Annotated in this window: 18 protein-coding genes and 1 tRNA gene; 11 read left to right on the forward strand and 8 right to left on the reverse strand. The window is 69.3% G+C overall.

The window, feature by feature from the left end; translation table 11 throughout:
* Positions 1–64: 64 nt before the first annotated feature.
* The 9 genes from QM611_RS04520 to QM611_RS04560 are packed head-to-tail and all read left to right on the forward strand — an operon-like array spanning position 65 to position 8,543.
* Entirely contained in the window at positions 65–1,063 is a 999-nt protein-coding gene (locus tag QM611_RS04520) for an extracellular solute-binding protein (RefSeq protein ID WP_415078710.1), read from the forward strand.
* 1 nt (position 1,064) lies between these two features.
* The gene (locus QM611_RS04525) at positions 1,065–1,955 is read left to right on the forward strand and encodes an ABC transporter permease (RefSeq protein ID WP_415078711.1); all 891 of its coding nucleotides are present in this window, start codon (positions 1,065–1,067) and stop codon (positions 1,953–1,955) included.
* Positions 1,952–2,806: an ABC transporter permease gene (locus tag QM611_RS04530; RefSeq protein WP_415078712.1), complete on the forward strand. Its 855-nt coding sequence runs from the start codon at positions 1,952–1,954 to the stop codon at positions 2,804–2,806. Before QM611_RS04525 ends, QM611_RS04530 begins: the two co-directional genes overlap by 4 nt.
* On the forward strand, positions 2,803–3,849 hold the full coding sequence (locus tag QM611_RS04535; RefSeq protein ID WP_415078713.1) for an ABC transporter ATP-binding protein: 1,047 nt from the start codon (positions 2,803–2,805) through the stop codon (positions 3,847–3,849). Before QM611_RS04530 ends, QM611_RS04535 begins: the two co-directional genes overlap by 4 nt.
* Positions 3,846–5,174 carry an aspartate aminotransferase family protein gene (locus QM611_RS04540; protein WP_415078714.1) on the forward strand — a complete coding sequence of 443 codons (1,329 nt, stop codon included), beginning with the start codon at positions 3,846–3,848 and terminating at the stop codon, positions 5,172–5,174. The genes QM611_RS04535 and QM611_RS04540 overlap by 4 nt, the downstream gene beginning before the upstream one ends.
* A gap of 46 nt (positions 5,175–5,220) precedes the next feature.
* The gene (locus QM611_RS04545) at positions 5,221–5,973 is read left to right on the forward strand and encodes an SDR family NAD(P)-dependent oxidoreductase (RefSeq protein WP_415078715.1); all 753 of its coding nucleotides are present in this window, start codon (positions 5,221–5,223) and stop codon (positions 5,971–5,973) included.
* 40 nt (positions 5,974–6,013) lie between these two features.
* Complete coding sequence (locus tag QM611_RS04550; RefSeq protein WP_415078716.1) at positions 6,014–7,270, forward strand: flavin-containing monooxygenase; 1,257 nt, start codon at positions 6,014–6,016, stop codon at positions 7,268–7,270.
* Entirely contained in the window at positions 7,267–7,980 is a 714-nt protein-coding gene (locus tag QM611_RS04555) for an SDR family NAD(P)-dependent oxidoreductase (RefSeq protein ID WP_415078717.1), read from the forward strand. The genes QM611_RS04550 and QM611_RS04555 overlap by 4 nt, the downstream gene beginning before the upstream one ends.
* Positions 7,981–7,988: 8 nt before the next feature.
* Positions 7,989–8,543, forward strand: a complete 555-nt coding sequence (locus QM611_RS04560; protein WP_415078718.1) for a carboxymuconolactone decarboxylase family protein — start codon at positions 7,989–7,991, stop codon at positions 8,541–8,543.
* 133 nt (positions 8,544–8,676) lie between these two features.
* Here the strand turns inward: QM611_RS04560 and QM611_RS04565 are convergent, their stop codons facing one another.
* Together QM611_RS04565 and polA are read right to left on the reverse strand one after the other, a co-directional pair.
* Positions 8,677–10,353, reverse strand: coding sequence for a DUF885 domain-containing protein (locus tag QM611_RS04565; RefSeq protein WP_415078719.1), 1,677 nt, complete (start codon positions 10,351–10,353; stop codon positions 8,677–8,679).
* Between the two features lie 30 nt (positions 10,354–10,383).
* Positions 10,384–13,050 carry a DNA polymerase I gene (gene polA, locus QM611_RS04570; RefSeq protein WP_415078720.1) on the reverse strand — a complete coding sequence of 889 codons (2,667 nt, stop codon included), beginning with the start codon at positions 13,048–13,050 and terminating at the stop codon, positions 10,384–10,386.
* 51 nt (positions 13,051–13,101) lie between these two features.
* On the opposite strand from polA, the gene QM611_RS04575 reads away from it, so the two are divergent.
* Positions 13,102–13,572: a hotdog fold thioesterase gene (locus QM611_RS04575; protein ID WP_415078721.1), complete on the forward strand. Its 471-nt coding sequence runs from the start codon at positions 13,102–13,104 to the stop codon at positions 13,570–13,572.
* 5 nt (positions 13,573–13,577) lie between these two features.
* Here QM611_RS04575 and QM611_RS04580 read toward each other — a convergent pair whose 3' ends face one another.
* Positions 13,578–14,198: an ANTAR domain-containing response regulator gene (locus QM611_RS04580; protein WP_415078722.1), complete on the reverse strand. Its 621-nt coding sequence runs from the start codon at positions 14,196–14,198 to the stop codon at positions 13,578–13,580.
* 170 nt (positions 14,199–14,368) lie between these two features.
* Between QM611_RS04580 and QM611_RS04585 the strand changes: the two genes are divergently transcribed.
* A tRNA-Leu gene (locus QM611_RS04585) sits at positions 14,369–14,451 on the forward strand.
* A 21-nt stretch (positions 14,452–14,472) separates the two neighbouring features.
* On the opposite strand, the gene QM611_RS04590 is transcribed toward QM611_RS04585, so the two are convergent.
* From QM611_RS04590 to lgt, 5 genes are all read right to left on the reverse strand, one after another.
* Positions 14,473–15,798, reverse strand: coding sequence for an MFS transporter (locus QM611_RS04590; protein WP_415078723.1), 1,326 nt, complete (start codon positions 15,796–15,798; stop codon positions 14,473–14,475).
* A 59-nt stretch (positions 15,799–15,857) separates the two neighbouring features.
* Positions 15,858–17,300, reverse strand: a complete 1,443-nt coding sequence (gene pyk, locus QM611_RS04595; RefSeq protein WP_415078724.1) for a pyruvate kinase — start codon at positions 17,298–17,300, stop codon at positions 15,858–15,860.
* A gap of 38 nt (positions 17,301–17,338) precedes the next feature.
* Positions 17,339–18,805: a glutamate synthase subunit beta gene (locus QM611_RS04600; RefSeq protein ID WP_415078725.1), complete on the reverse strand. Its 1,467-nt coding sequence runs from the start codon at positions 18,803–18,805 to the stop codon at positions 17,339–17,341.
* Entirely contained in the window at positions 18,798–23,357 is a 4,560-nt protein-coding gene (gltB, locus tag QM611_RS04605) for a glutamate synthase large subunit (RefSeq protein ID WP_415078726.1), read from the reverse strand. Before gltB ends, QM611_RS04600 begins: the two co-directional genes overlap by 8 nt.
* Before the next feature lie 77 nt (positions 23,358–23,434).
* The gene (gene lgt / locus QM611_RS04610; RefSeq protein ID WP_415078727.1) at positions 23,435–24,427 is read right to left on the reverse strand and encodes a prolipoprotein diacylglyceryl transferase; all 993 of its coding nucleotides are present in this window, start codon (positions 24,425–24,427) and stop codon (positions 23,435–23,437) included.
* Positions 24,428–24,954: the final 527 nt, after the last annotated feature.

A 24,954-nucleotide genomic window follows, 5' to 3' on the forward strand; every position in this document is an offset into this window, starting at 1 on the left:
GGAAGAGCAAATGGGTACCAGGAGGAGAATCACGCGCGGCATCGCCGTGATCGGGACGTTGGGGATGGCTGTCAGCCTCGCTGCGTGTTCCGGTGGCGAGGGCGGCGCCGAAGGCGGCGGGCAGGTCGTGGTGGCGAACTACGGCGGAATCACGCTGGAAGGCTTCGAGGCGGCCTATTTCGACGACTTCACCGCAGACACCGGCATCGAGGTGGTGTCGGCCGACGCCGATGTCGCGCGCTACGTGCAGATGTCGGAGTCGGGTGAGAGCGAGTGGGACTCGATCGACGCGGATGGCTTCGCCAACGTGGACTGGATCAACCGCGGCCTCGTGCAGAAGCTGTCGTCCGACGTGCCGCGCGCGGAGCTGGTGCCGGACGAGTACAAGGACTACATCGCGGGCGCCTACACGCAGTCGTTCGTGCTCGCGTACCGCGCGAGCGCCCTCGACCGCGAGCCGACCTCGTGGAAAGACTTCTGGGATGTCGACGGGCTCAAGGCCGAGCGCGGCTGGCCGGGGTACTACATCGGCACCGCCGAAGCCGCTCTGCTTGCCGATGGCGTTGCGCCCGAGGACCTCTTCCCGTTGGACTTCGATCGCGCGTTCAGCAAGCTGGACGAGATCAAGGACGAACTCACGTTCTTCGAGTCGTACGCCGCGGGCGCCCAAGCGCTGCAGGCCGGCACGGTGGACATGATCCTGCTGCCGAACGGCCGGGTGACGCCGCTGATGGCCGAGGACGACGACATCAAGATCATGTGGGACGAGAACCTGTTCTACCCCTTCACCGGGTTCACCATCTCAGCCGGCGCTCCCAACCCCGACGCGATGAACCAGCTGATGGTCTACATGCAGGACCCCGCCCGGCAGGCCAAGTTCGCCGAGGTCACCGGATACGGCCCGACCGTCGACGGCGCTCTCGAACTGCTCAGCCCCGAGACGGCGGCCAGCCTGCCTGGCACCGACGAGCACATGGAGAACGCCGTGACCATCGACCAGGTCACGCTCTCGTCGCAGACCGACGAGTACGTGCGCCTGTACTCGGAGTGGCTGGCGGGCTGACGTGAGCAGCCGAATCCCCGTGGCGGCGGACGCCCCCGCCGCCACGGGGCCCACCACCACGCGCAGGCTGGGACTGGGGCCGGGCACGAAGGAGCTGCTGGCTCTGCCGCTTGCGTTCCTCGCCCTGGGCATGCTGGTGCCGATCGGCTTCGTGCTCTGGACTGCGGCGTTCGGCAGCGGCAGTGGCGACGTCGTCTCCGTCGTCACCGATCCCCTGTTCCAGACGGCGCTGACACGCACGCTTCTGATGGCGGCGCTGGTCACGGTCTTCTGCGTCGTGCTCGGCCTCGTCTACGCGCTGGCCATCCTGCTCGCCCCGCCCGGCCTCCGCGTGCTGCTGGTCATCGGCATCGGCTCCGCGTTCGTGATCTCCCTCATGGTGCGCACGTACGGGTGGATCATCTTGCTGCAGCCGAAAGGCCTGCTCGCCGACATCCTCAACAGCATGGGGTTCCTGGACGGACCGCTTCAGCTGCTGCAGACGCCCACCGCCATGTACCTCGGCATGGTCCACGTGATGATCCCGTACTCGATCATGCTCATCTACACCGCGCTCATGTCGTTGGACGGCAACCAGTTGAAGGCGGCCCGCAGCATGGGCGCCACGGGCCTGACCACCTTCTGGCGCGTGGTCTTCCCGCAGATCTCCGGCGGCGTCGTCGCCGGCGCCCTCCTGGTCTTCATGATCTCGTTGAGCTTCTACATCACGCCAGCGTTCCTCGGAGGCCCCGCCCAGCTGACGATGGGCACGCTGATCGGCCGTGAGCTCAGCGGGACCCAGAACTTCAAGTCGGCGGCGATCATGGGCACGATGCTCCTCGTCGTCGTCATCGCGCTGTACTTCCTGGCCGAGCGGATCTTCAAGATCACCGAGCGTTGGGAGCGACGATGAACGCGATGTCCATGGAGCACCAGTTCCAGGAGTCGATGAAGCGGCCCCGGCCGATCACGGTGCTGCTCGGCATCCTGCTCGCGGCCTACCTGCTCGTTCCGATGCTGATCGTGATCCCGGCGTCGTTCACGTCGGGCAGCTTCCTGCAGGTGCCGCCGGACGGATTCTCGTGGCGCTGGTACATCGAGGTGCTCGAGGACCGTCGCTGGTTCCAGGCGCTGTTCACCTCGTTCCAGGTGTCGGGCACAGCCGCGGTCATCGCCACCGTCATCGGCACCTTGGCGGCGATCGCGCTCGCCAGAAGCTCGGTCGCCGCCAAGGTCTTCCGGCCCTTCTTCTTCCTGCCCATGGTGCTCCCGATCATCGTGTTCGCGCTCGGGTTGCGCCAGGCGGGGCAGTTCGCCGGCTTCCAGGGCTCGCTCGTCCCGCTGATCGTCGGGCAGGCCGTGCTGTGCCTGCCGATCGCGTTCCTCACCCTCTCCAGCGGCATGGTGGCTATCGATCCGGCCCTCACCCGCGCGGCCCAGAGCATGGGCGCGAGCTGGTGGCGCACGGTGTGGTCGGTCGAGCTCCCGCTCCTGCGACGGAGCCTCGTGATGGGGTTCATCCTCTCGTTCGCGTTCGGATTCGACGAGGTGGTGCTCGCGCTGTTCCTCGCTCCCCCGGGCCGCAGCACTCTGCCGGCGAAGCTGTACAACGAGGCGACGCAGAACGTGTCGCCCCTGCTCGCCTCGGTGTCGGGATACGTGATCCTCGTGACCGTGATCGCCGTCGTGCTCGTGCTCGCGATCATGAAAGCAACCAGCAGACGCGCAGCCCGCCGGCTCGCGACGGACAAGGAGAAGCCGTGAGTGTGGATGTCCAGCTGAAGGGCGTGTCCCTGACGCTCTCGCATTCGAAGATCCTGGACAGGGTGGGGATCGAGATCCCCGCCGGCTCGTTCGTCACGCTGCTCGGGCCGTCGGGGTCGGGCAAGACCACGACCCTGAACGTGCTCGCCGGCTTCCTCAAGCCCGACGAGGGCAGTGTGCTCTTCGACGGCCAGGAAGTGGGCAACCTGCCTCCCGGAGCGCGCCGGCTCGGCATCGTGTTCCAGAACTACGCGATCTTCCCGCACATGACGGTGGGCGAGAACGTGGCGTTCCCGCTGGTCGCGCAGAAGTGGAAAGGCGACCGCAAGGCGCGCGTCGCCGAGATGCTCGAGCTCGTCAAGCTCGGCGGCTTCCAGAACCGGCGTGCGTCTACGCTGAGCGGCGGGCAGCTGCAGCGCGTCGCACTGGCTCGCGCTCTCGCTCCGAGCCCGCAGGTGCTCCTGCTGGACGAGCCCCTGTCGGCATTGGACAAGCAGCTGCGCGAGGCCATGCAGTCCGAGCTCAAGAGCATCCAGCGCGAGGTGGGGGTCACCACGATCAGCGTGACCCACGATCAGTCCGAGGCGCTGTCGATGTCGGACCACGTCGTCGTCATGAACGGCGGCCGGATCGAGCAGCAGGGCAGCGCCGAGGAGATGTACTGCAAACCGAGCACCGAGTTCCTCGCCCGATTCCTCGGGGAGGTCAACCTCTTCGAGGTGGACGCGCAGGGCAACATCCCCCCGCTCGCCGAGAAGCTTCCGGAAAAGGCCGGCGAGCTCGTGGTGGTTCGGCCGGAGGACCTCGCGATCGCGGAGGTGGGTGGGAAGGGCACACACTCGTTCGCGGCACGAGTGACGCAGGTCCAGTTTCAGGGTGGATCCTGCCGCGTCGAGGTGTCGCTTCCGCAGCGCGAAGACCCGGTGATCATCCGAACGAGCTACGGCGGGCTGGGCACGCTGCTGGAGCCCGGTCGAGACGTCACGGTCGTCTACGACTTCGGCTACCTCCACACCGTTGCGAAGGAGAGTGTCACGGCGTGAGCAGCGATTCCGCTTTGATGCCGAGCAGCACGAGGTCGCTGCCGCTCGCGACCCGTGGCCGCGGGGTCTGGATCTGGGACGAGAACGGCAAGGACTATCTCGACGGCTCGTCCGGGCCCGTCGCGGTCAACCTCGGCGAGTGCCACCCCGACGTGGTCGCGGCGATCGCCCGCCAGGCTGAGACGCTCTCGTTCGCGCACCGCATCCAGTTCCGCAATGAGCCGGTGGAACGCTTGGCGAGCGAGGTCGTCGAATTGCTCGGGCCCGACTTCGACCGGGCGATGTTCGTCAACTCGGGATCGGAGGCCAACGAGCTGGCGCTCAAACTCGCGTTCCTGCACTGGGACGTGAAGGGGATGCCGGAGAAGACCAAGTTCGTCACGACGACGAACAGCTATCACGGCAGCACCCTCGCAAACATCCAGATCAGCGGCCAGCCGCGCTACTCCGCGGCCTTCCGCCCCCTGGTCACGGCGAACGAGCGCGTGCGCGCGCCGTACCTGCACCGGATCCGGGTGGACGAGTGCATCGCCGATCCCGAGCCGGTCGTGTTGGAGCGCCTGCGCGACGACTTCGCGGCGCTCGATCACGAGCACACCGCGGCCATCCTCATCGAGACGGTGGGCGGCGCCTCCGCGGCCGCGCTGGTCCCGCCTCCCGGGTACTTCGAGCTCTTGCGGGAGCTGTGCGACACGTATCGGATGCTGTGGATCGCCGACGAAGTGATGGCCGGGTTCGCGCGCACGGGACGCTGGTTCGGCTTCCAGCACTGGAGGGCCACGCCCGACCTCGTGGTCTTCGCGAAGGGGGTGTCCGGCGGCTACGCGCCGCTCGGCGGCGTGGGCATCTCGCGCCGGGTGAGCGGGCCGCTCCTTCACGCCCGCGGCGCGGTGACGGCCGGCCACACGTACTCGAACAACCCGATCGGAGCGGCCGCCGGCGTCGCCTCGATCGAGGTCATGCGGAGGGATCGACTCGTGGAAGCGGCCGCGGAGCACGGCGCCACGCTCGGCGAGGGCTTGCGCCGCATTCAGCGGGACAGCGCGTCGATCGTCGACGTGCGCGGCATCGGGCTGATGTGGGGAGTCGAGTTCGGCGATCCGGCGACCGGGAAGCCCTTCCCGACGGACGAGGGCTTCACCCCCTGCTTCGTCGACGCGTGCGCGGCGGAGGGCCTTCTCGTCTATCCGTCGCGTGGCGGCGTCGACGGGGTGTCGGGCGACGCTGTGCTGGTCTCGCCGCCCGTCGTCATCTCCAGCGATGAGATCGCCGAGCTGCTCGCGCGGTTCGAGCGCGGGCTGCGACGACTCGAGGCCGCGGGATGACGCGGCCACGACCACACCGACACCACACGGAGAATCGAGGAGCCACATGGAGCTAGCAGGCAAGGTCGCCGTCGTCACGGGCGGGGCCCGCGGGCAGGGAGCCGCGCACTCGCGCCGGTTGGCGGCGTCCGGCGCCATCGTCTACTCGCTGGACCTGTTGGACGACGAAGGCGAAGCGCTCGCTGCCGCGGCGGCTGCGGAAGGACGCGACATCCGGTACCGCCACCATGACGTGACCAGTGAGGACGGCTGGCGGACGCTCGCCGACGAGCTCGCGCGCGAGCATGGGTCGGCGCAGATCTTGGTGAACAACGCCGGCATCGTGCACTCGGCCTCCATCGCCGACGAGAGCGTCGCGGGGTTCGAGGCGATTCTCCGCGTGAACGCCACCGGGGTGTTCCTCGGGATGAAGCACCTTTGGGCGCTGCTGGGCGCGCGCGGCGGCGCGATCGTCAACACCGCGTCCGTCTACGGCCAGGTGAGCGCTCCCGGGTACGTCGCGTACACGGCGAGCAAGGCGGCCGTGATCGGGATGACGAAGACGGCCGCGGCCGAGGGCGCGCCGCTGGGCATCCGTGTCAACGCGCTGGTCCCCGGCACCGTCCAAACGCCGCAGCTCGCCGACGAGGACTCCTCGTTCGTGCGGCAGTCGACACCGCTGGACCGAGGCGCCGAGCCGGAAGAACTCGCCGAAGCCGTGCTCTTCCTCGTGAGCGCGCGGTCGTCGTTCATCACCGGCGAAGAGCTCAGGGTGGACGGCGGCTTCAGCGCCGCCGGGTTCACGGTCGGGCGCAACTAGGCCCATCCGGGTCGGACATCGAAGGAGAAAAACGAAGGAAATGCCGAAGTACTGCATCATCGGGGCGGGCGCCGCCGGGCTCGCGGCGTTGAAGATCATGAGCGATCAAGGGTTCGACGTCGACTGTTTCGAGCGCACCGGACGCGTGGGGGGGCACTGGAACACGGACTACGACGCGCTCCACCTCATCACGTCGCGGAATCTGAGCGGATACGACGACTACCCGATGCCCGCGCACTGGCCGAACTTCCCTTCGCGCGACCAGCTGGTCGAGTACTACAACGCGTACGCCGACCGCTTCGGCCTTCGCGACCGCATCACCTTCAACGTGGAGGTCGCCGACGCGCGTCCGACGCACGCGGACAACGGAGCCGGCGGGTGGACCGTCACGCTGGCCGACGGCAGCGTCCATGCGTACGACGGCGTGCTCGTCGCGAACGGGCACTTGTGGGCTCCGAAGGTGCCCGGCTACCCGGGCGAGTACACCGGGAAGCAGTTGCACTCGGCCCAGTACACGAACACCGACGACATCGAAGGCGACCGCGTGCTCGTGGTCGGCACGGGCAACTCGGGCTGCGACCTCGCGGTGGACGCCGCGCAGCACCGGATCCGCACCTCTGTGTCGGTGCGCCAGGGGCACTACTACCAGCCCAAGACGTTCTTCGGGAAACCGCGCTCGGAGATCGCGTTCCTCGGCGAGCTGTCGCCGAGCGAGTTCGACCTCGCGACGCGTCTGCTGATGCGGGTCACGGTGGGCACCCCGGCCGAGTACGGACTGCCGATGCCTGAACGAGAGACCCTGGCCGAGAACGCCCCGATCGTCAACGACCTGATGCTGTACTGGATACAGCACGGGCGCATCGAGGTGCGGCCGGCCATCGAGCGCTTCGACGGCCTCGACGTCCACTTCAGTGACGGCACGGTCGAGGAGTACAGCACGGTGCTGTGGGCGACCGGGTTCAGCCCCCGCATCCCATTCCTCCCGCAGGGCCTCATCCGCGAGGCGGGCGACGTCCCGCTGCGCCAAGGCGGGGCCATTGTGCCGGCCGGCCTGGAGAAGCTCTACCTCGTCGGTCTCATCGCGCCGAGGGGCGCTCAAGCGCCGGTCTACCAGATCCAGACTCGCCTCATCACGCGCATGCTGCGCTTGCATGAGGAGGGCAAGCTCCCCCACGGCATCGGCCCGCTGCTCGCCCACCAAGAGCCGGACGACCGGATAGACATCGTGCGCACAGCCTGGCTCGACCAGATTGACGACACGGAACGGGCCGTGCGGGCAGTCGAGGAGGCGGCATGAGCGATTCAGCAGGACGGCAGGGCCACGGCGTCGCGGTCATCACGGGTTCCTCGCGCGGGCTCGCGCTCTCGTGTGCGTGGCGGTTCCTGGCCGAGGGCTGGACAGTCGTCGGCCTCGATGTGTCACCCGCTCCCGCGGAGCTGGCCGACCACGCTCGGTTCCAGGGGCACGAGGTGGATGTCACCGATCCCGAGGCCGTGGCGGCGGTATTCCGGAGCATCGCGGAGTCGGCGCCCGCGCCGGCGGCTCTGGTGAACGCGGCCGGCATGTATCCGGCAACGCGCTTCGGGTCGGCCACTCTCGCGGACTTCCGACGGATCTTCGATCTGAACGTGTGGGGCACGGTCAACGTGTCGCAGGCGTTCTGCGAGATCGCGGCGGCCTCCGCGAGCATCGTGAACATCGCGTCGCGCGACGCCTACTCGCCCCCGCTGCACCAACACCTGTACTCCGCCTCCAAGGCGGCCGTCGTCAATCTCACGACAAGCGCCGCGAAGACGCTCCTCGATCGCGGCATCCGGGTGAACGCCGTGTCGCCGCCGAACATCGCGACGGAAGCGCTCCTCGCGGTCTACGGCGAGATGCCCCCCGATGCGGTCGAGCCGGAAGTGATCAGCGCGGTGGTCTGGGAGCTGGCCGCCGGCGAGAACCTGCTCGGGTTGAACGGCCACGTGCTCCGGATCCCCGGTCGCGGCGAGATCGACCACTAGGCCGCCGGATGAGGGAACGACTGCCGCGATTCCAGCCCGTGCAGCTCGCTCCGGCGCAGCGCGAGCTGTACGAGCAGATCACCGCCGGGCCGCGCGCGCAGGGGCCGCAGCACTTCGCGCTGACGGACGAGAACGGCGCCTTGCGCGGCCCGTTCAACGCGTTCCTGCTCGCTCCGCCGTTGGGGCAGGCGCTGCAAGAGCTCGGCGCGGGCATCCGGTACCGCACGGGCCTTACGGCGCGCGCTCGCGAAGCGGCGATACTGCTTGTCGCGGCACGTTGGGACAGCGCCTTCGAGCGCGAGGCGCACGAGGCCGTCGGCCGCGCGGCAGGGCTGACCGAGTCGGAGCTGGCCGCGCTCACGGGGGGCGACGTGCCGGACTTCGCGAACCGCGAAGAGGCTGCCTGCGCCCGCTTGACCATCGCGTTGTTGGACGGCGAGGTCGACGACGTGTTGTGGCGCGAAGAGGTGGAAGTGATCGGGCGGGAGCGGGTCTTCGAGCTCACGGTGCTGGTCGGCTACTACTCGATGGTCGCCCTGCAGCTTCGCGTCTTCCGGGTCTGACGGCTCGGCGCGTTTCGTCTCGCCTTCGGCTCGCGGGGCGACCGGCGGAGCTTCGGCTCGCGGGGCGGCCGGCGGGGCTTCGGCTCGCGGGGCGACCGGTAGGCCCTTCGACAAGCTCAGGGGCCGGACGGGGTCAGAGGCGAGCGACGGCCATGCGGAGCGTGTCGAGGCCGACACTGCCGAGGTCGAGCGCGCGCTTGTGGAACTCTTTGATGTCGAACGCGTCGCCCTTGCGCTCGCGGTACTCGTCGCGCACCTGCTCCCAAATGCGCTGGCCGATCTTGTACGAGGGCGCCTGGCCCGGCCAGCCGAGGTAGCGGTTGACCTCGAACCGCACGAACTCCTCGGGCATGTTCACGTTCCTGCGCATGAAATCGAGAGCGCAAGCGGCATCCCATACTCCCTCGCCGTCGAGGCGGGGCTTTTCCAGATGCACGCCGATGTCGAGCACGACGCGGGCGGCGCGCATGCGCTGTCCGTCGAGCATGCCGAGCCGGTCGGCGGGCGTGGGCAGATAGCCGAGCTCGTCCATAAGCCGCTCGGCGTACAGCGCCCAGCCCTCCAGGTGACCCGACACCCCCGACAGCAGGCGGCGCCACGTGTTCAGCTCGGCGCGGTTGTAGACGGCCTGCGCGATCTGCAGGTGATGCCCGGGCACGCCTTCGTGGTACACGGTGGTCAGCTCGCGCCATGTGTCGAACGAGTCGACGCCCTCCGGAACCGACCACCACATCCGGCCGGGACGAGAGAAGTCGTCGGTCGGGCCGGTGTAGTAGATGCCGCCCTCCTTCGTGGGGGCGATCATGCACTCGAGCGTGCGGATCGGGTCGGGGATGTCGAAGTGCGTCGCGCCGAGCTCTTCGATGGCGCGGTCGCTCGTGCGCTGCATCCACTCCTGCAGAGCCTGGGTGCCGTGCAGCTTGGTCGACGGGTCGGCCTCCAGGAACGCGACCGCCTCCTCGACCGACGCGCCGGGCGTGATCTCGCGGGCCACGGCCTCCTGCTCGGCGACCATGCGGGCCAGCTCGTCGATGCCCCACTCGTACGTCTCGTCGAGGTCGACGCGCGCGCCGAGGAAGCGCTGCGAGTGCAGCGCGTACAGCTCGCGCCCGACCGCGTCGTTCTCGGCGGCCACGGGCGCCAGCTCGTCGTGCAGGAACACCGCGAGCCGGTCGTAGGCGACCCGGGCGGCGCCCGACGCCGCCGAGAGATCTCGGGCGAGGGATGCCGGAAGCTGGCCCTCGCTCGGCGCCGCCTCGGCCGCCAGCTCGGCGAAGAACCCGGAGTCCTCGGTGTAGCGCGCGATCTGCGTCACGACTTCGGTCACCTGACGGCGCGCGGGAACCACACCCTGGGCAATGCCCTCGCGCAGGGTGGCGATGTAGCCGCGCACGGCATCGGGCAACGCGGCAAGCCGCTGGGCGATGACTGCCCAGTCGTCGGTCGTCTCGGTCGGCATGAGGTCGTACACCGCGCGCAGATCCTGCGCCGGCGACGCGATGACGTTGAGGTCGCGCAGATGCCACTTCGCGTCGTGCAACTGCAGACTGAGCTCGAGGTCGCGAGACAGCGCGTCCTTCGTGACGACATCGATGTCGTCCACGGGGTCGAGCGCCCGCAGCGCGGCGAGCGTCTCGCGAGTCTTCTGGGCGGCGTGGTCGTGGCCTTCCGGCGAGAAGTCGCCGTAGCGGTTGTTGCACTCGTTGCGGCCGATATAGGTGCCGGCGATCGGCGCGAGGTCGACGATCGTGTCGACCCACCCCTCGGCGAGCTGGTCGATCGCGGAGGGGGTGCGGGCGGGAACAGTCATGCGTTCGAGCCTAAACCGCGCCCCGTCTCATCAGTGGCCCGCCTCGTTCCAGTCGGCGCCGCGGCCGATCTGCACGTCGAGCGGCACCGACAGGTCGGCCGCGCCGGCCATCTCCACGCGAACGATGCGCTCCGCGGCATCCCACTCCCCCGGCGCAACCTCCACCACGAGCTCGTCGTGGATCTGCAGCAGGATGCGAGATGCCAGGCCGGCGGCCGCCAGCGCGCCGTGGATGCGGAAGAGCGCGATCTTCATGATGTCGGCCGCGCTCCCCTGGATCGGCGCGTTGAGCGCGGCGCGCTCGGCGTTCTCGCGCAGCACGCGGTTGGGGCTTGTGAGGTCGGGGAACGGCCGGCGCCGGCCGAAGATCGTCTCGGTGTAGCCGTCGATGCGCGCCTGCTCGACCGACGAGCGCAGATAGTCGCGCACGGCGCCGAATCGGGCGAAGTACTCCAGCATGAGCTGCTTCGCCTCGGCCTGTTCGATGCGCAGCTGCTTGGACAGCCCGAACGCGCTGAGCCCGTAGACGAGACCGTACGACATCGCCTTCACCTTGGTGCGCATGTTCGCGTCAACGTCCTCCGGGGCGACCCCGAAGACCCGTGACCCGACGAAGCGGTGCGTGTCCTCTCCGGAGTTGAACGCTTCGATCAGCCCGGGGTCTTCGGACAGGTGCGCCATGATGCGCATCTCGATCTGCGAGTAGTCGGCCGTCAGCAGCGACTCGTAGCCGGCCCCGACCTCGAAGGCGGAGCGGATGCGGCGGCTCTCTTCCGTGCGCACGGGGATGTTCTGCAGGTTCGGGTCGGTGCTGGACAGGCGGCCGGTCTGGCTGCCGGTCTGCAGGTAGGTGGTGTGGATGCGGCCGTCCGGCACGAGCGCGCCGCCGCCCCCGATCGCGCTGTCCAGCGACTCGATGATCTGACGCAGTTTCGTCGCCTCCCGGTGCTGGAGCAGCAGGTCGAGGAAGGGGTGCGGGTTGGTCTCTTGCAGATCGGCGAGCACCGCGGCATCCGTCGAGTAACCGGTCTTGGTCTTGCGGGTCTTCGGCAGCTGCAGGTCTTCGAACAGCACCTCCTGCAGCTGCTTCGGCGAGCCGAGGTTCACCTCGCGGCCGATCGCGGCGAAGGCCTCGTGCGCGATGGCGTCGGCGCGGGCGCCGAGCTCGGACGAAAACGCCGACAGCTTCTCGTGCGAGACCGCGACGCCGGCGATCTCCATGTCAGCCAGCGCTGACAGCGTCGGCAGCTCGATGTCGGTGAGCACCTTCTCGACGGCGGGCGGGAGCTCGGCACGCAGCGCCTCGGCCACGCGCAGCACGTACCACGACACCTGCCCCGCCGTGGCCCCCTCCGTCTCGGGCACGAGCTGGCTCGGGTCGGCCTCCGGCAGCTTCTCATCGAGGTAGCGGTCGACGAGGTCGGCGAGAGTCTTGTCGGGCAGGCTCGGGCGCAGCAGCCATCCGGCCAGCAGCGTGTCGAACGCCACTCCGGCGATCGCGATGCCCGCGCGGCGCAGCGCCTTCACTTGGGGCTTGGCGTCGTGCAGCACCTTGGGGGCTTCGGATGCCAGCCACTGGCCGAACGCCGAGGCAGCGGCATCCTGCCCCCACGAGAACTCGACCGCCTCGGCCTCGCTTGCAACGCCGACCCGCGTCGGCAGGCCGCCGGCGGTCTCGACCGTGAGCGCGAGCGGACCGTCGCCTGCCGTTCCCAGCCACGCGGTCAGCCCCTCCGCGTCCACCTCGCGGGCGGTCGGCGCAGTGGCCGCGGCGGGACGCGACGCCGCGTCGGCCTCGGCCGCGGTGGCGCCGGCCATCTCGAACACCCGAGGCAGGAGCGTGCGGAACTCGAGGCGCGCGAAGATGTCGCGCACGGCCTGCGCGTCGATCGGGCGCACCGCGAGGTCGGCCGGGCCCACCGGCAGCTCGACGTCGCGCAGCAGCCTGTTCAGCATGCGATTGCGGCGCACATCGTCAAGATGCTCGCGCAGGTTTCCGCCGACGACGCCGGTCACCTTGTCGGCGTTGTCGAGCAGGTTCTCCAGCGAGCCGAACTGCCCGAGCCACTTGACGGCGGTCTTCTCGCCCACCTTCGGAACGCCGGGCAGGTTGTCGCTGGTCTCGCCCACGAGGGCTGCGATGTCGGGGTACTGCTCGGGAGGAACGCCGTACTTGTCGATGACGGCTTGCCGGTCGTAGCGCTTGAGCTGCGACACGCCCTGCACACTCGGGTAGAGCAGCGTGACCTCGTCGGTCACCAGCTGGATGGTGTCGCGGTCGCCCGAGCACACCAGCACATCGAAGCCCTCGGCGGCGCCTCGGGTGGCGAGGGTGGCGAGGATGTCGTCGGCCTCGATGTTCTCCTGCTCGAGCACGGTGATGCTCATCGCGGCGAGGCAGTCTTTCAAGAGCGGAATCTGGCCCTGGAACGGGGCGGGGGTCTCGGAGCGGTTGGCTTTGTACTCGGCGTACACGTCGGTGCGAAACGAGTGCCGCGACGTGTCGAACGCGACCGCCAGGTGCGTCGGTCGCTCGGCCTTGACGAGGTTGACGAGCATCGCCAGGAAGCCGTAGACCCCGTTGGTGTGCTGGCCGTCTTTCGTCGAGAAGTTCTCGACCGGCAGCGCGTAGAAGGCGCGATACGCGAGCGAGTGCCCGTCGACGACCAGGAGGGTAGGCTTTCCGGAGTCCGTCACCCTGCAAGCCTAGCCAGGGGGTCGGACTCCCCCGCCCGTGGAAGGAGCCTGATGCCCGACTCCCCCGCCGATGGCACTTCGCCCGCGGACGGCGCTGTGGCCGCGGGCTTGGATGCCCTGCCGTGGGCGCACCGCCGCGGCGTCGGCGCATTGGCGGAGAAGATGGGCTTCGAGTGGATCGAGCTCTCCGACAAGCGCGCGGTCGGCCGGATGCCGGTGGAGGGGAACACGCAGCCGGTGGGGTTGTTCCACGGGGGCGCCTACGTCGTGCTGGGCGAGTCGCTCGGCTCGATGCACGCGAACTGGCTCGCCGGCCCGGGGCGACTGGCCGTCGGCGTCGACGTCAACGCGACGCACACCCGCTCCGCGGCATCCGGCTTCGTCACCGGCGTGTGCACGCCGCTGCATGTCGGCCGGTCGATGACGGTGCACGAGGTCGTGCTGACCGACGACGACGGCCGTCGCTGCTCCACGGTGCGGATCACCAACCGGCTGATCGCCGCGCCGAGCGCCGAGCGCTAGCCCGGTCAGGACTTCTTGGGGGCCAGCTGTTCGATGATGGCCTTGGCGACGTCCTGCATCGTGAGGCGGCGGTCCATCGACGCCTTCTGAATCCAGCGGAATGCCTCGGGCTCGGTCAGGCCCATCTTCTCGTTGAGCAGGCCCTTGGCGCGATCGACGAGCTTGCGCGTCTCGAAGCGCTCGACCATGTCGGCGACCTCGGCCTCGAGCGTGATGATCTGCTCGTACCGCGAGAGGGCGATCTCGATCGCGGGCAGCAGATCGTTCGGCGTGAACGGCTTCACGACGTAGGCGAGGGCGCCCGCCTCGCTCGCGCGCTCGACGAGCTCCTTCTGGCTGAACGCCGTCAGCAGCACCACAGGGGCGACGTGGTTCTTGCTGAGCCGCTCGGCCGCCGAGATGCCGTCGAGTTGGGGCATCTTGACATCCATGATCACGAGATCGGGCCGCAGCTCGGTGGCCAGCTGGACGGCCGTCTCGCCGTCGCCGGCCTCGCCCACGACGTCGAAGCCGTTGTCGCGCAGGATCTCGACGATGTCGAGGCGGATGAGCGACTCGTCCTCGGCGACGACGACGCGTCGTGGCACGGATGCCGCGGGCTGGGCGTTCTGATCCTGCTCGGTCACCGTCCTATCCTAGCCACTCGGCGCCGCGCCCCACGAGGAGCCCGCTGTGCGCACGCGTTACAGAAACCCGCAGTCGCGCGTGCGAGTCACGGGCGCATGTGCGGGTTTCTGTAGCGGGAGCCCCGAGACGAGGCGAAGGGATGCTGCGATAGGGTCGGATGGCGACACTGGCCGGTGTGGCGGAATGGCAGACGCGACCGACTCAAAATCGGTTGCCCGGAAGGGCGTGTGGGTTCGACTCCCACCACCGGCACGACCCGCAGAGCGACCGCGCTCAGCGCACGGCGGCTTCGGCCTGCGGCGCCTGGTCGTCGACGTGCAGCAAGCTCGATCGCGATGTCTCTGGAAGCCGCAGCGCGATGATCAAGACCAGTGAGACGACCGCGACGGTGAGCACGTAGATGCCCGGCGCGATGAGCAGCCCGGTCGTTGCGATCAGCCACGTCGACAGCAGCGGAGCGGTGCCTCCAAAGAGCGCGTAGGCGAGCGCCCAGCTGATCATCGTTCCGCTGAGCCGGTTGCGCGTGGGGAACAGCTCGACCACCGTGATGCCGAACGCGCCCCAGAACACGCCGAACACGATCGCGATGACGAGCTGTCCGGCCATGGCGGCGGCGGCCGTGCCGAGGCCCGCGAGCCAGAAGGCGGGCAGGTAGAGCACGATCGTCGCAATGATCGTGCTGTACAGGATGGGGCGCCGGCCGAACCGGTCAGAGAGCGCCCCGCCCACCCAGAAGAACACGAACGCGACCAGCAACGCGATGCCATTGGTGAGGAGCGCGGAATCGCTGTCGAGCCCCGCGCCGGTGGTGAGGTAGCTCACCATGTACCCGCTCAAGGTGTAGAACGCCAAGGCCGACAGCGCGGCGAGGGAGAGCACCAACGCCACCGGTCGCGCCGTGGAGGTCTTCGTCTGCTCCACGTTCTCCGCGGCGGCTTGGGCATGCGCGGCCTGCGCCGCCTCGAACACGGGGGACTCGTCCACGCGGTTGCGGATGTAGAAGCCGACGAGCGCCATCGGTCCGCCGATCAGGAAGGCGATGCGCCAGCCCCATCCCTCGTACGCCTCGGTGCCGAGCCCGTTCATCAACGCCAGCACGACAAGGGCGGCCACGACGGACGGCGACGTCGAGAAGCTGTACGTGAACGACACGTAAAGCCCGCGCCGGTTCGGGGGCGCGTGCTCCGCGACGAAGGCGTTGGACGCGGCGGTCTCGCCGGCGGCGGAGAAGCCCTGCACCATGCGGCACAGCACGAGCAGGATAGGCGCGAGGATGCCGACGTCCTGGTAGGTGGGCAGGATTCCAATGCCCATCGTTCCCGCCCCCATCAGGATGATCACGATCATCAGCAGGCGCCGACGGCCGATCTTGTCGCCGAGGAGGCCGAACACGATGCCGCCCAGCGGCCGCATCGCGAATCCCACGGCGTAGACGGCGAAGGTGGACAGCACGCCGGCCACCGGATCCTCGGAGGGGAAGAAGAGCTTCGCGATGATCGACGCGGAGTACGCGTAGATGACGAAGTCGTACCACTCGACGAACTGGCCGATGGCGGATGACGCGATGACGCGGCGCAAGGGGGAACTACTGGAAGCCATGACAGCACTATGGCCGTTACGCGCTCGTCATGCTTCTCGCGCGTAACATGCCGTCACACCTACTCGCGGTAGATGGGCGCCGCGCCGTTGAGCGCGTCGCCGACCTTGTGCACACGGATGTCGTTGGTCGAGCCGACGATCCCGGGAGGCGACCCGGAGATCACGACGACCCTGTCGCCGACCTCGGCGAGGTCGTTCGAGAGCAGGAAGTCGTCGACCTGGATGAACATGCGGTCGGTGTGCGGCACGCGGTCGACGAGGGTCGACTGCACGCCCCACGTGAGAGCCATCCGCCGGCGGATCTGCGGGGTCGTCGTGAACGAGAGCATCGGGATCTTCGGCCGCAGCCGCGACATCCTCCGCGCCGAGTCGCCCGACTCGGAGAAGATGCAGATGTACTTCGCCTCGACGAAGTCGGCCACCTCGTTGGCGGCGAGCGTGATGATCCCGCCCTGCGTGCGCGGGCGGGTGTTGACGGCGTGGATGCGGTCGAGCCCGTGGTCCTCGGTGGACTCGATGATGCGCGCCATGGTCTCCACCGTCACGACGGGGTAGTCGCCGACGCTCGTCTCTCCCGACAGCATGACCGCGTCGGCGCCGTCGAGCACGGCGTTGGCGACATCCGACGCCTCGGCGCGCGTGGGCACCGGAGCGTGCGTCATCGACTCCAGCATCTGGGTGGCGACGATGACGGGCTTGGCCATGCGGCGGCACAGCTCGACAGCCTGCTTCTGCACGATCGGCACGGCCTCCAGCGGAAGCTCGACCGCGAGGTCGCCGCGGGCCACCATGATGCCGTCGAAGGCGTCGATGATCTCCTCCAGCGCGTCGACGGCCTGCGGCTTCTCGATCTTGGCGATGACGGGGAGCTTGAGGCCCTCCTCGGCCATGATCACGTGCACGCGCTGCACGTCTTTCGCGTTGCGCACGAACGAGAGCGCGATGAGGTCGACTCCCGCGTGCAGCGCCCAGCGCAGGTCGTCCTCGTCCTTCTCGGACAGGGCGGGAACGTTCACGGCGACGCCGGGCAGGTTGATGCCCTTGTTGTTGGAGACCTGGCCTGCGACGATCACCTCGGTCGTCACGACCGGCCCGTCCACGGCGGTGACCCGCACGCGCACTTTGCCGTCGTCGATGAGGAGGTAGTCGCCGGGGTTCACATCCCCCGGCAGGCCCTTGAACGTCGTGGAGACGATCTCCTTGGTGCCCGGGATGTCGTCGGTCGTGATCTTGAAAATGTCACCGACGGCGAGGTCGTGGGGCCCGTCGGCGAACTTGCCGAGGCGGATCTTCGGGCCTTGCAGGTCGACGAGCGCGGCGACGGCGCGGCCGGAGTCCTCCGCCGCGCGGCGCACGTTGGCCAGGTTGGTCTCGTGCACCGAGTAGTCGCCGTGGCTCAGGTTCAGGCGTGCGACGTCGACGCCGGCGTCGACGATCGCGCGCACCGCCTCGTACGTCGAGGTGGCCGGTCCGAGCGTTGCGACGATCTTCGCGCGTCTCACGTGTGTGCTCCCAGGGGTGTGATGTCGGCGTCGCCAGCCTACGCGTGCTGGAGGCCGATCGCGATATCGGTCGGTCTTACTGGCGAGGGCAACGACGTGCGGCCCATGAGGTATTCGTCGACACCGGCGGCGGCGGCGCGTCCCTCGGCGATGGCCCACACGATGAGCGACTGGCCGCGGCCCGCGTCGCCGGCGACGAACACGCCGGGCACCGTGGTCTGGTAGTCGTCGGCGCGCTCGATGGTGCCGCGCGCGGTGAAGGTCGCGGCGAGCTGTCCGTCCAGGGTCTCGCGCTCGGGGCCGGTGAAGCCCATCGCGATGAGCACGAGATCGGCCGGGATGTCGCGCTCGGTGCCGGGATTGGGCACCCGCTTGCCGTCGACGAACGCGGTCTCGGCCACGCGCAGCGCGTGGACCTCGCCGACGTCATTGGCCAGGAACTCGACGGTGGATGCGAGGTAGGCGCGGTCGCCACCCTCCTCGTGCGCCGACTGCACTTCGAAGACGGTCGGCATCATGGGCCACGGCTGGTGCTCCGGGCGCGCCTCGGGAGGCCGACGCCCGATGGCGAGGTTGGTCACGCTCAGCGCGCCCTGGCGGTGCGCGGTGCCGATGCAGTCGGCTCCAGTGTCGCCACCGCCGATCACCACGACGTGCTTGCCCTCCGCCGTGAGCTGGTGCGGCACCGCCTCGCCTGCGACGGCGCGGTTGGACTCGACGAGGTACTCCATCGCGTAGTGCACGCCGGCAAGGCCCCGCCCCGGGATCGGCAGGTCGCGCGGCACCGTCGCGCCCGTGGCGATCACGACGGCGTCGTAGCGCGTGCGCAGGTCTGCCCACGTGATGTCCTTGCCGATCTCGACGCCGGCGCGGAAGCGGGTGCCCTCGTCCTGCATCTGGCGCAAGCGCAGCTCGAGGTGGCGCTTCTCCATCTTGAAATCGGGGATGCCGTAGCGCAGCAGGCCGCCGATGCGGTCGTCGCGCTCGAACACGGCGACCGTGTGGCCGGCCCGGGTGAGCTGCTGCGCCGCCGCGAGCCCGGCAGGCCCCGAGCCGACAACTGCGACGGTCTTGCCGGTGAGCCGCGCGGGCGGCTCGGGCTCGACCCAGCCGCGCGAGAACGCCTCGTCGATGATCGAGACCTCGACCTGCTTGATCGTCACGGCCGGCTGGTTGATGCCCAGCACGCACGCGCTCTCGCACGGGGCCGGGCACAGCCGGCCCGTGAACTCGGGGAAGTTGTTCGTCGCGTGCAGGCGTTCGATGGCGCTGCGGCCCTCGCCGCGCCATGTGAGGTCGTTCCACTCCGGGATGAGGTTGCCCAGCGGACAACCCTGGTGGCAGAACGGGATGCCGCAGTCCATGCAGCGCCCGGCCTGGCGGCGGAGCACGGCGGAGTCGCCGGGCTCGTACACCTCTTTCCAGTCCAGGATGCGCACCGGCACCGGCCGGCGCGCCGGCAGCTCGCGCTCGGTGACTTTCAGGAAGCCCTTGGGATCAGCCACCTGTCACCTCCAGGATGCGGTTCCACACGACGTCGCCGTCGGGGTCGAGCCCCTCGTCGACAGCTTCTTGGCGGGTCTGCAGCACGGCCGCGTAGTCCCGCGGCAGCACGCGCACGAACTCCGCGGAGGCCGAGTCGAAGTCGGCCAGGATGTCGGTTGCCAGCGGCGATCCGGTGCGCTCGACGTGCTCGGTCAGCAGGCTCCGCAGCACCTCGAGGTCGGCGCGATCGAGGTCGGACAGCAGGAGCTCGCCGCTGTCCAGCGCTTGCGCGTTGACGTTGGCTGCGGCAAGGCCGCGGACGTACGCGATGCCCCCCGACATCCCCGCCCCGAGGTTGCGGCCCGTCGGGCCGAGGATGATCGCCCGGCCGCCGGTCATGTACTCCAGCGCGTGGTCGCCGACGCCCTCGACGACCGCCGTCGCGCCCGAGTTGCGCACCAGGAACCGCTCGCCCACGACACCGGAGATGAAGATCGTGCCCGCCGTCGCACCGTAGCCGATCACGTTGCCGGCGATGACGTTCTCGTGCGGCACGATCGGCGAGTTGCGCGGCGGTCGGATCGCGATGTCGCCGCCGGACAGGCCCTTGCCGACGTAGTCGTTCGCGTCGCCCTCCAACCGCAGCGCGATGCCCGGCGGCAGGAACGCGCCGAGCGACTGGCCGGCGGTGCCGTGCAGCGTCACGTCGATCGTCTCGCGCGGCAGCCCTGGCCCGCCGTGGAGCGTCGTCACTTCGTGGCCCAGAAGCGTGCCGACCGCGCGCTCGGTGTTGCGGATGGGCAGTTCGATGACGACCGGCTCGCGGTCGACCAGCGCGTCTTGCGACATGCGGATGAGCCGCGTGTCGAAGTGCTCCTCGAGCTTGTGGTCCTGCGCGCGCAACCGGCGGCGCGGGACGTCGTCGGAGAGCTCGAGCCCGCGCAGAATCGGCGAGAGGTCGAGCCCGCTCGCCTTCCAATGCTCGATGGCGGCGTTGACATCGAGCAGGTCGGATCGGCCGATCGCTTCGTCGAGCGAGCGGAACCCGAGCGCGGCGAGGTGCTCGCGCACCTCCTCGGCGATGAACTCCATGAAGTTCACCACGAACTCGGGCTTGCCGGTGAAGCGCGAGCGCAGCACGGGGTTCTGCGTCGCGACGCCGACCGGGCACGTGTCGAGGTGGCACACGCGCATCATGACGCAGCCCGACACCACGAGCGGGGCGGTGGCGAACCCGAACTCCTCCGCGCCGAGCAGGGCGCCGATCACGACGTCGCGGCCGGTCTTGAGCTGGCCGTCGACCTGCACGACGACGCGGTCGCGCATGCCGTTGAGCATGAGCGTCTGCTGCGTTTCGGCCAGACCCAGCTCCCACGGCGTGCCGGCGTGCTTGAGCGAGTTGAGCGGGCTCGCGCCGGTGCCCCCGTCGTGGCCGGAGACCAGGATGACATCCGCCAGCGCTTTGGCGGTGCCCGCGGCCACCGCGCCGATGCCCGACTGGCTGACCAGCTTGACGTGCACGCGCGCCGCGGGGTTGGCGCGCTTGAGATCGAAGATCAGCTGCTTGAGGTCTTCGATCGAGTAGATGTCGTGGTGCGGGGGCGGCGAGATCAGCCCGACGCCGGCGGTGCCGCCGCGCGTGCGCGCGATCCACGGGTACACCTTGCCGGGCGGCAACTGCCCGCCCTCGCCGGGCTTGGCGCCCTGGGCGAGCTTGATCTGGATGTCGTCGGCCTGGGTCAAATACAGGCTCGTCACGCCGAACCGGCCGGAGGCGACCTGCTTGATCGCGCTGCGGCGCTCGGGGTCGAGGAGCCGCTCGGCATCCTCTCCCCCCTCGCCGGTGTTCGACTTGCCGCCGAGGCGGTTCATCGCGATCGCGAGGGTCTCGTGGGCCTCCTTCGAGATCGAGCCGTAGCTCATCGCTCCCGTCGAGAACCGCTTCACGATCTCGGACACCGGCTCGACCTCGTCCAGCGGCACCGGCGGGCGCTGGCCGGTGCGCAGCGAGAACATGCCGCGCAGCGTCTTCAGCTCGTGCGCCTGGTCGTCGACGAGCTTCGTGTACTCGCGGAAGATGTCGTACCGGCGCGTGCGTGTGGAGTGCTGCAGCCGGAACACGGTGTCGGGGTTGAACAGGTGCGGAGCGCCATCCCGCCGCCACTGGTACTCGCCGCCGGTCCACAGGCGCTCGTGCGCGCGCACCGCCTCGTCCTCGGGGTAGGCGTAGTCGTGGCGGACCTGATTCTCGCGCTGGACCTGCTCGATGCCGATGCCGCCGAGCTTGGACTCGGTGCCGGTGAAGTAGGCGTCGATGAACTCCTGGGAGAGGCCGATCGCCTCGAACACCTGCGCGCCGGTGTACGACGACACGGTGGAGATGCCCATCTTCGACATGATCTTCAGCACGCCCTTGCCGAGCGCGTAGATGACGTTCTTGACCGCCTTCTCGGGCGTGATCCCGGTGATGAAGCCGGAGCGCACGAGGTACTCCACGGTCTCCATCGCGAGGTACGGGTTGACCGCTCCCGCGCCGTAGCCGAGCAGCGTGGCCACGTGGTGCACTTCGCGCACGTCGCCGGCTTCGACCACGAGCCCGACCTTCATCCGGTTCTGTCGGCGGATGAGATGGTGGTGCACGGCCGAGACCATCAGCAACGACGGGATCGGCACGAGGTCTTTGTTGGAGTCGCGGTCGGACAGGATGATGAACTCCGCGCCGCTTTCGATGGCGGCGTCGGCCTCTGCGCACATCTCGTCGAGGCGTGCCTTCATCGTTCCTGGCCCGGCGTCGAAGTGGTAGAGCCCGCGGATGGCGACGGCCTTGCGGCCGGGCATCGTGCGCTCGATGTTCTGGATCTTCGCGAGCTCGTCGTTGTCGATCACCGGGAACCCGATGCTGATCTGGCGCGCGTGGTCGGGGCCCCAGCTGAGCAGGTTGCGCTCGGGCCCGATGCCGGTGCTGAGGCTCGTGACCACCTCTTCGCGGATGGAGTCCAGCGGCGGGTTCGTCACTTGGGCGAACTGCTGCGTGAAGTAGTCGAACAGTAGTCGGGGCCGGTCGCTGAGCACCGCGATCGGCGCGTCGCTGCCCATCGCGCCGAGCGGCTCCGCGCCGGTCTGCCCCATCGGGGTGAGGAGGATGCGGACCTCCTCCTCGGTGTAGCCGAACGTGCGCTGGCGGCGCATGATCGACGCGATCGGATGCACGATGTGCTCGCGCTCGGGCAGCTCCGACAGCTCGACTCGCTGTCGCAGCCACAGCTCCCACGGCTCGAGCGAGGCGAGCTCGGCCTTGATCTCGTCGTCCTCGATGATGCGGCGCTGGGCGGTGTCGACGAGGAACATGCGGCCGGGCCGCAGCCTTCCGCGCCGCTTGATGCGCTCGGGCTCGAAGTCGAGCACGCCGGTCTCGCTGCCGATGACGACGAGGCCGTCGGTGGTTTCGGTCCAGCGGCCGGGGCGCAGGCCGTTGCGGTCGAGCGTGGCCCCGACGAGCGTGCCGTCGGTGAAGATGAGGGCGGCCGGGCCGTCCCACGGCTCCATCTGCATCGAGTGGTAGTCGTAGAACGCCCGCAGCTTCGGGTCCATGCCGGCCTGCTTCTCGTACGCCTCAGGCACCATCATCGAGATCGCGTGCGGCAGACTGCGCCCGGTGAGCGTGAGCAGCTCGAGCACCTCGTCGAACGACGCGGAGTCGCTGGCGCCCTCGGTGCAGATCGGCAGGAGAGGCTGGATGTCGCCGAGCAGCTCCGACTCGAGCTGCGACTGGCGCGCCCGCATCCAGTTGCGGTTGGCGCCCACCGTGTTGATCTCGCCGTTGTGCGCGAGCATGCGCAGCGGCTGCGCGAGCGGCCACGACGGGAAGGTGTTGGTCGAATAGCGCGAGTGGACCACCGCGAGCTCGGACGCGAAGCGCTCGTCCGACAGGTCGGGGTAGAACGGCTCCAGCTGGAGCGTGGTCACCATGCCCTTGTAGCCGAGCGTGCGGCTGGACAACGACACGAAGTACGCCCCCAGCTCGTGGCCCGCGCGCTTGCGCAGCCGGTAGACGCGCCGGTCCAGGGCGATGCCCGATAGCTCCCCCGCCGCTTCGGCGACGAAGAGCTGCTCGAACGCGGGCTTGGCGGCCAGGGCGAGCTTTCCCAGGTGGCTCTCGTCGGTGGGGACCTCGCGCCATCCCAGCACCGTCAGGTTCTCGGATGCCGCGATGCGCTCGATTCCCGCCTTCTGCTCTGCGCGCGCGTCGGCCTCGAGCGGCAGGAACGACAGGCCGGCGGCGTACTCTCCGACGGCGGGCAGGTCGAAATCGACGACGGCGCGCAGGAACGCGTCGGGCATCTGGGTCAGGATGCCGGCGCCGTCGCCCGTGCCGGCGTCGGAGCCGATCGCGCCGCGGTGCTCGAGGTTGCGGAGGGCGGTGAGGGCGAGGTCGATGATGTCGTGCCCGGCCGTGCCGCGCAGGGTGGCGACCATCGCCAGGCCGCACGCGTCCTTCTCGAAGGCAGGGTTGTACATGCCCTGCTTCGCGGGGAACGCGCTGGGCGCGCCCTGACGGGTGCTCGATGCCATGGCTTTCGTCCTCACGTTCTGCTCAACTGGGACGACCTTGGCCCGGGGATCTTTGGCGTCGGCTCCGGGGAGCCCGATCACTGTTGCGCTTGTGGCGACGTCACCGACTTCGGGGTGTCGGCTTCGCCAGCGGGAGGCTCGCTCACGTCCACGAAGTCGTCGGTGTCTTGCGATTCTACAGCCCTCTCGGGGGTCCACTCCCGGCCGGGCACGTAGGGCGACGGCTCGAGGCCAAGGTGCCTGCGGCGCTGGACGAGCAGGATGGCAAGGCCGAGCACGACGCCGATGATCGCCGCCCACACGTTCGTGCGGAGACCGAGGATGATCTCGCTCGGGTCGATGCGGATCGACTCCCACACGATGCGCCCCGCGCTGTACCACACGAGGTAGAGGGCGAACAGGCGGCCCCACTGCAGCACGAAGCGCCGGCCGGCCCACAGCAGGACCACGACGCCGAGCGCGTTCCAGACGATCTCGTACAGGAACGTGGGGTGGAACAGCGTGCCGTCCGGCAGCCCGGGCGGGAAGGCGGCGTTGGTGGACGGGATCTCCAGACCCCACGGCAGATCGGTGGGCAGGCCGAACAGCTCTTGGTTGAACCAGTTGCCGAGCCGCCCGATCGCCTGGGCGAGCAGCATGCCGGGCGCGAGGGCGTCGGCGAACGCGCTGAAGCGGATGCCCGTCCATTTGCAGCCGAGCCACGCGCCGACCGCGCCGCCGATGAGCGCTCCGTAGATGGCGATGCCGCCCTCCCAGATCGCCCACACCGACCCGGTTTGGAACACGTTCCACGTGTTGGCTCCCGCGCCGAAGTAGAAGCCGGGGTGCGTGGCGACGTGGTAGATCCGCGCGCCGATGATGGCCAGCGGCACGGCGATGATGCAGATGTCGATGACGGCCCACGGCTCTGCGCCGCGCACCGTGAGGCGGCGGTTGGTCATCACGGCAGCGAGGACGATTCCGACGATGATGCAGAGCGCGTAGATCCGCAGCGGGAACGGGCCGATCTGGAAGTCGCTGATGGGCGGGCTCGGGATGCTCGTCAACACGCCGGCAAGGGAGAAAGTCACGACGGCGAGTCTACTGGCCGATGGAGCGCCATGATGGCGCATCCGCTCTCGCCCGGTTGCCGTCCTCTGCGCGCCGGCTTTTCGCGGGGCGCACGCCGAGACCCACCACGCACGCCGGGACCCACCACGCACGCCGGGACCCGCCACGCACGCCGGGACACACCGCGCGCGCCGGGACACACCGCGCGCGCCGGGACACACCGCGCGCGCCGGGACACACCGCGCGCCGAGACCCACGCAGTGTGCCGAGACCCACTTTGCGCGTCGAGACCCACTTCGCGCGCCGAAACCCCCCGCGCGCGCCGAGACCCTGGCCGTAGCAGCGGGTCTCGGCGCATGTGGTGGGTCTCGACGGGAAGGGAGAGTTTCCCGGCACTCGGGATTGCGCTGCGTTGGTGGGTTTCACCGTGTGACGTGGGTGTGGGCGCCTTGCGCGGCGCGGTCGGGCGCACCATGGCCGCACGGCCCGAGGTGGCCCCGCGTCAGCGGCGACCGGCCCGGGCGCCCGCGGCCAGGTCGCGCGCGAG

The organism is Microbacterium sp., assembly GCF_047606685.1.
In the GTDB taxonomy this organism is placed as follows: Bacteria; Actinomycetota; Actinomycetes; order Actinomycetales; family Microbacteriaceae; genus Microbacterium.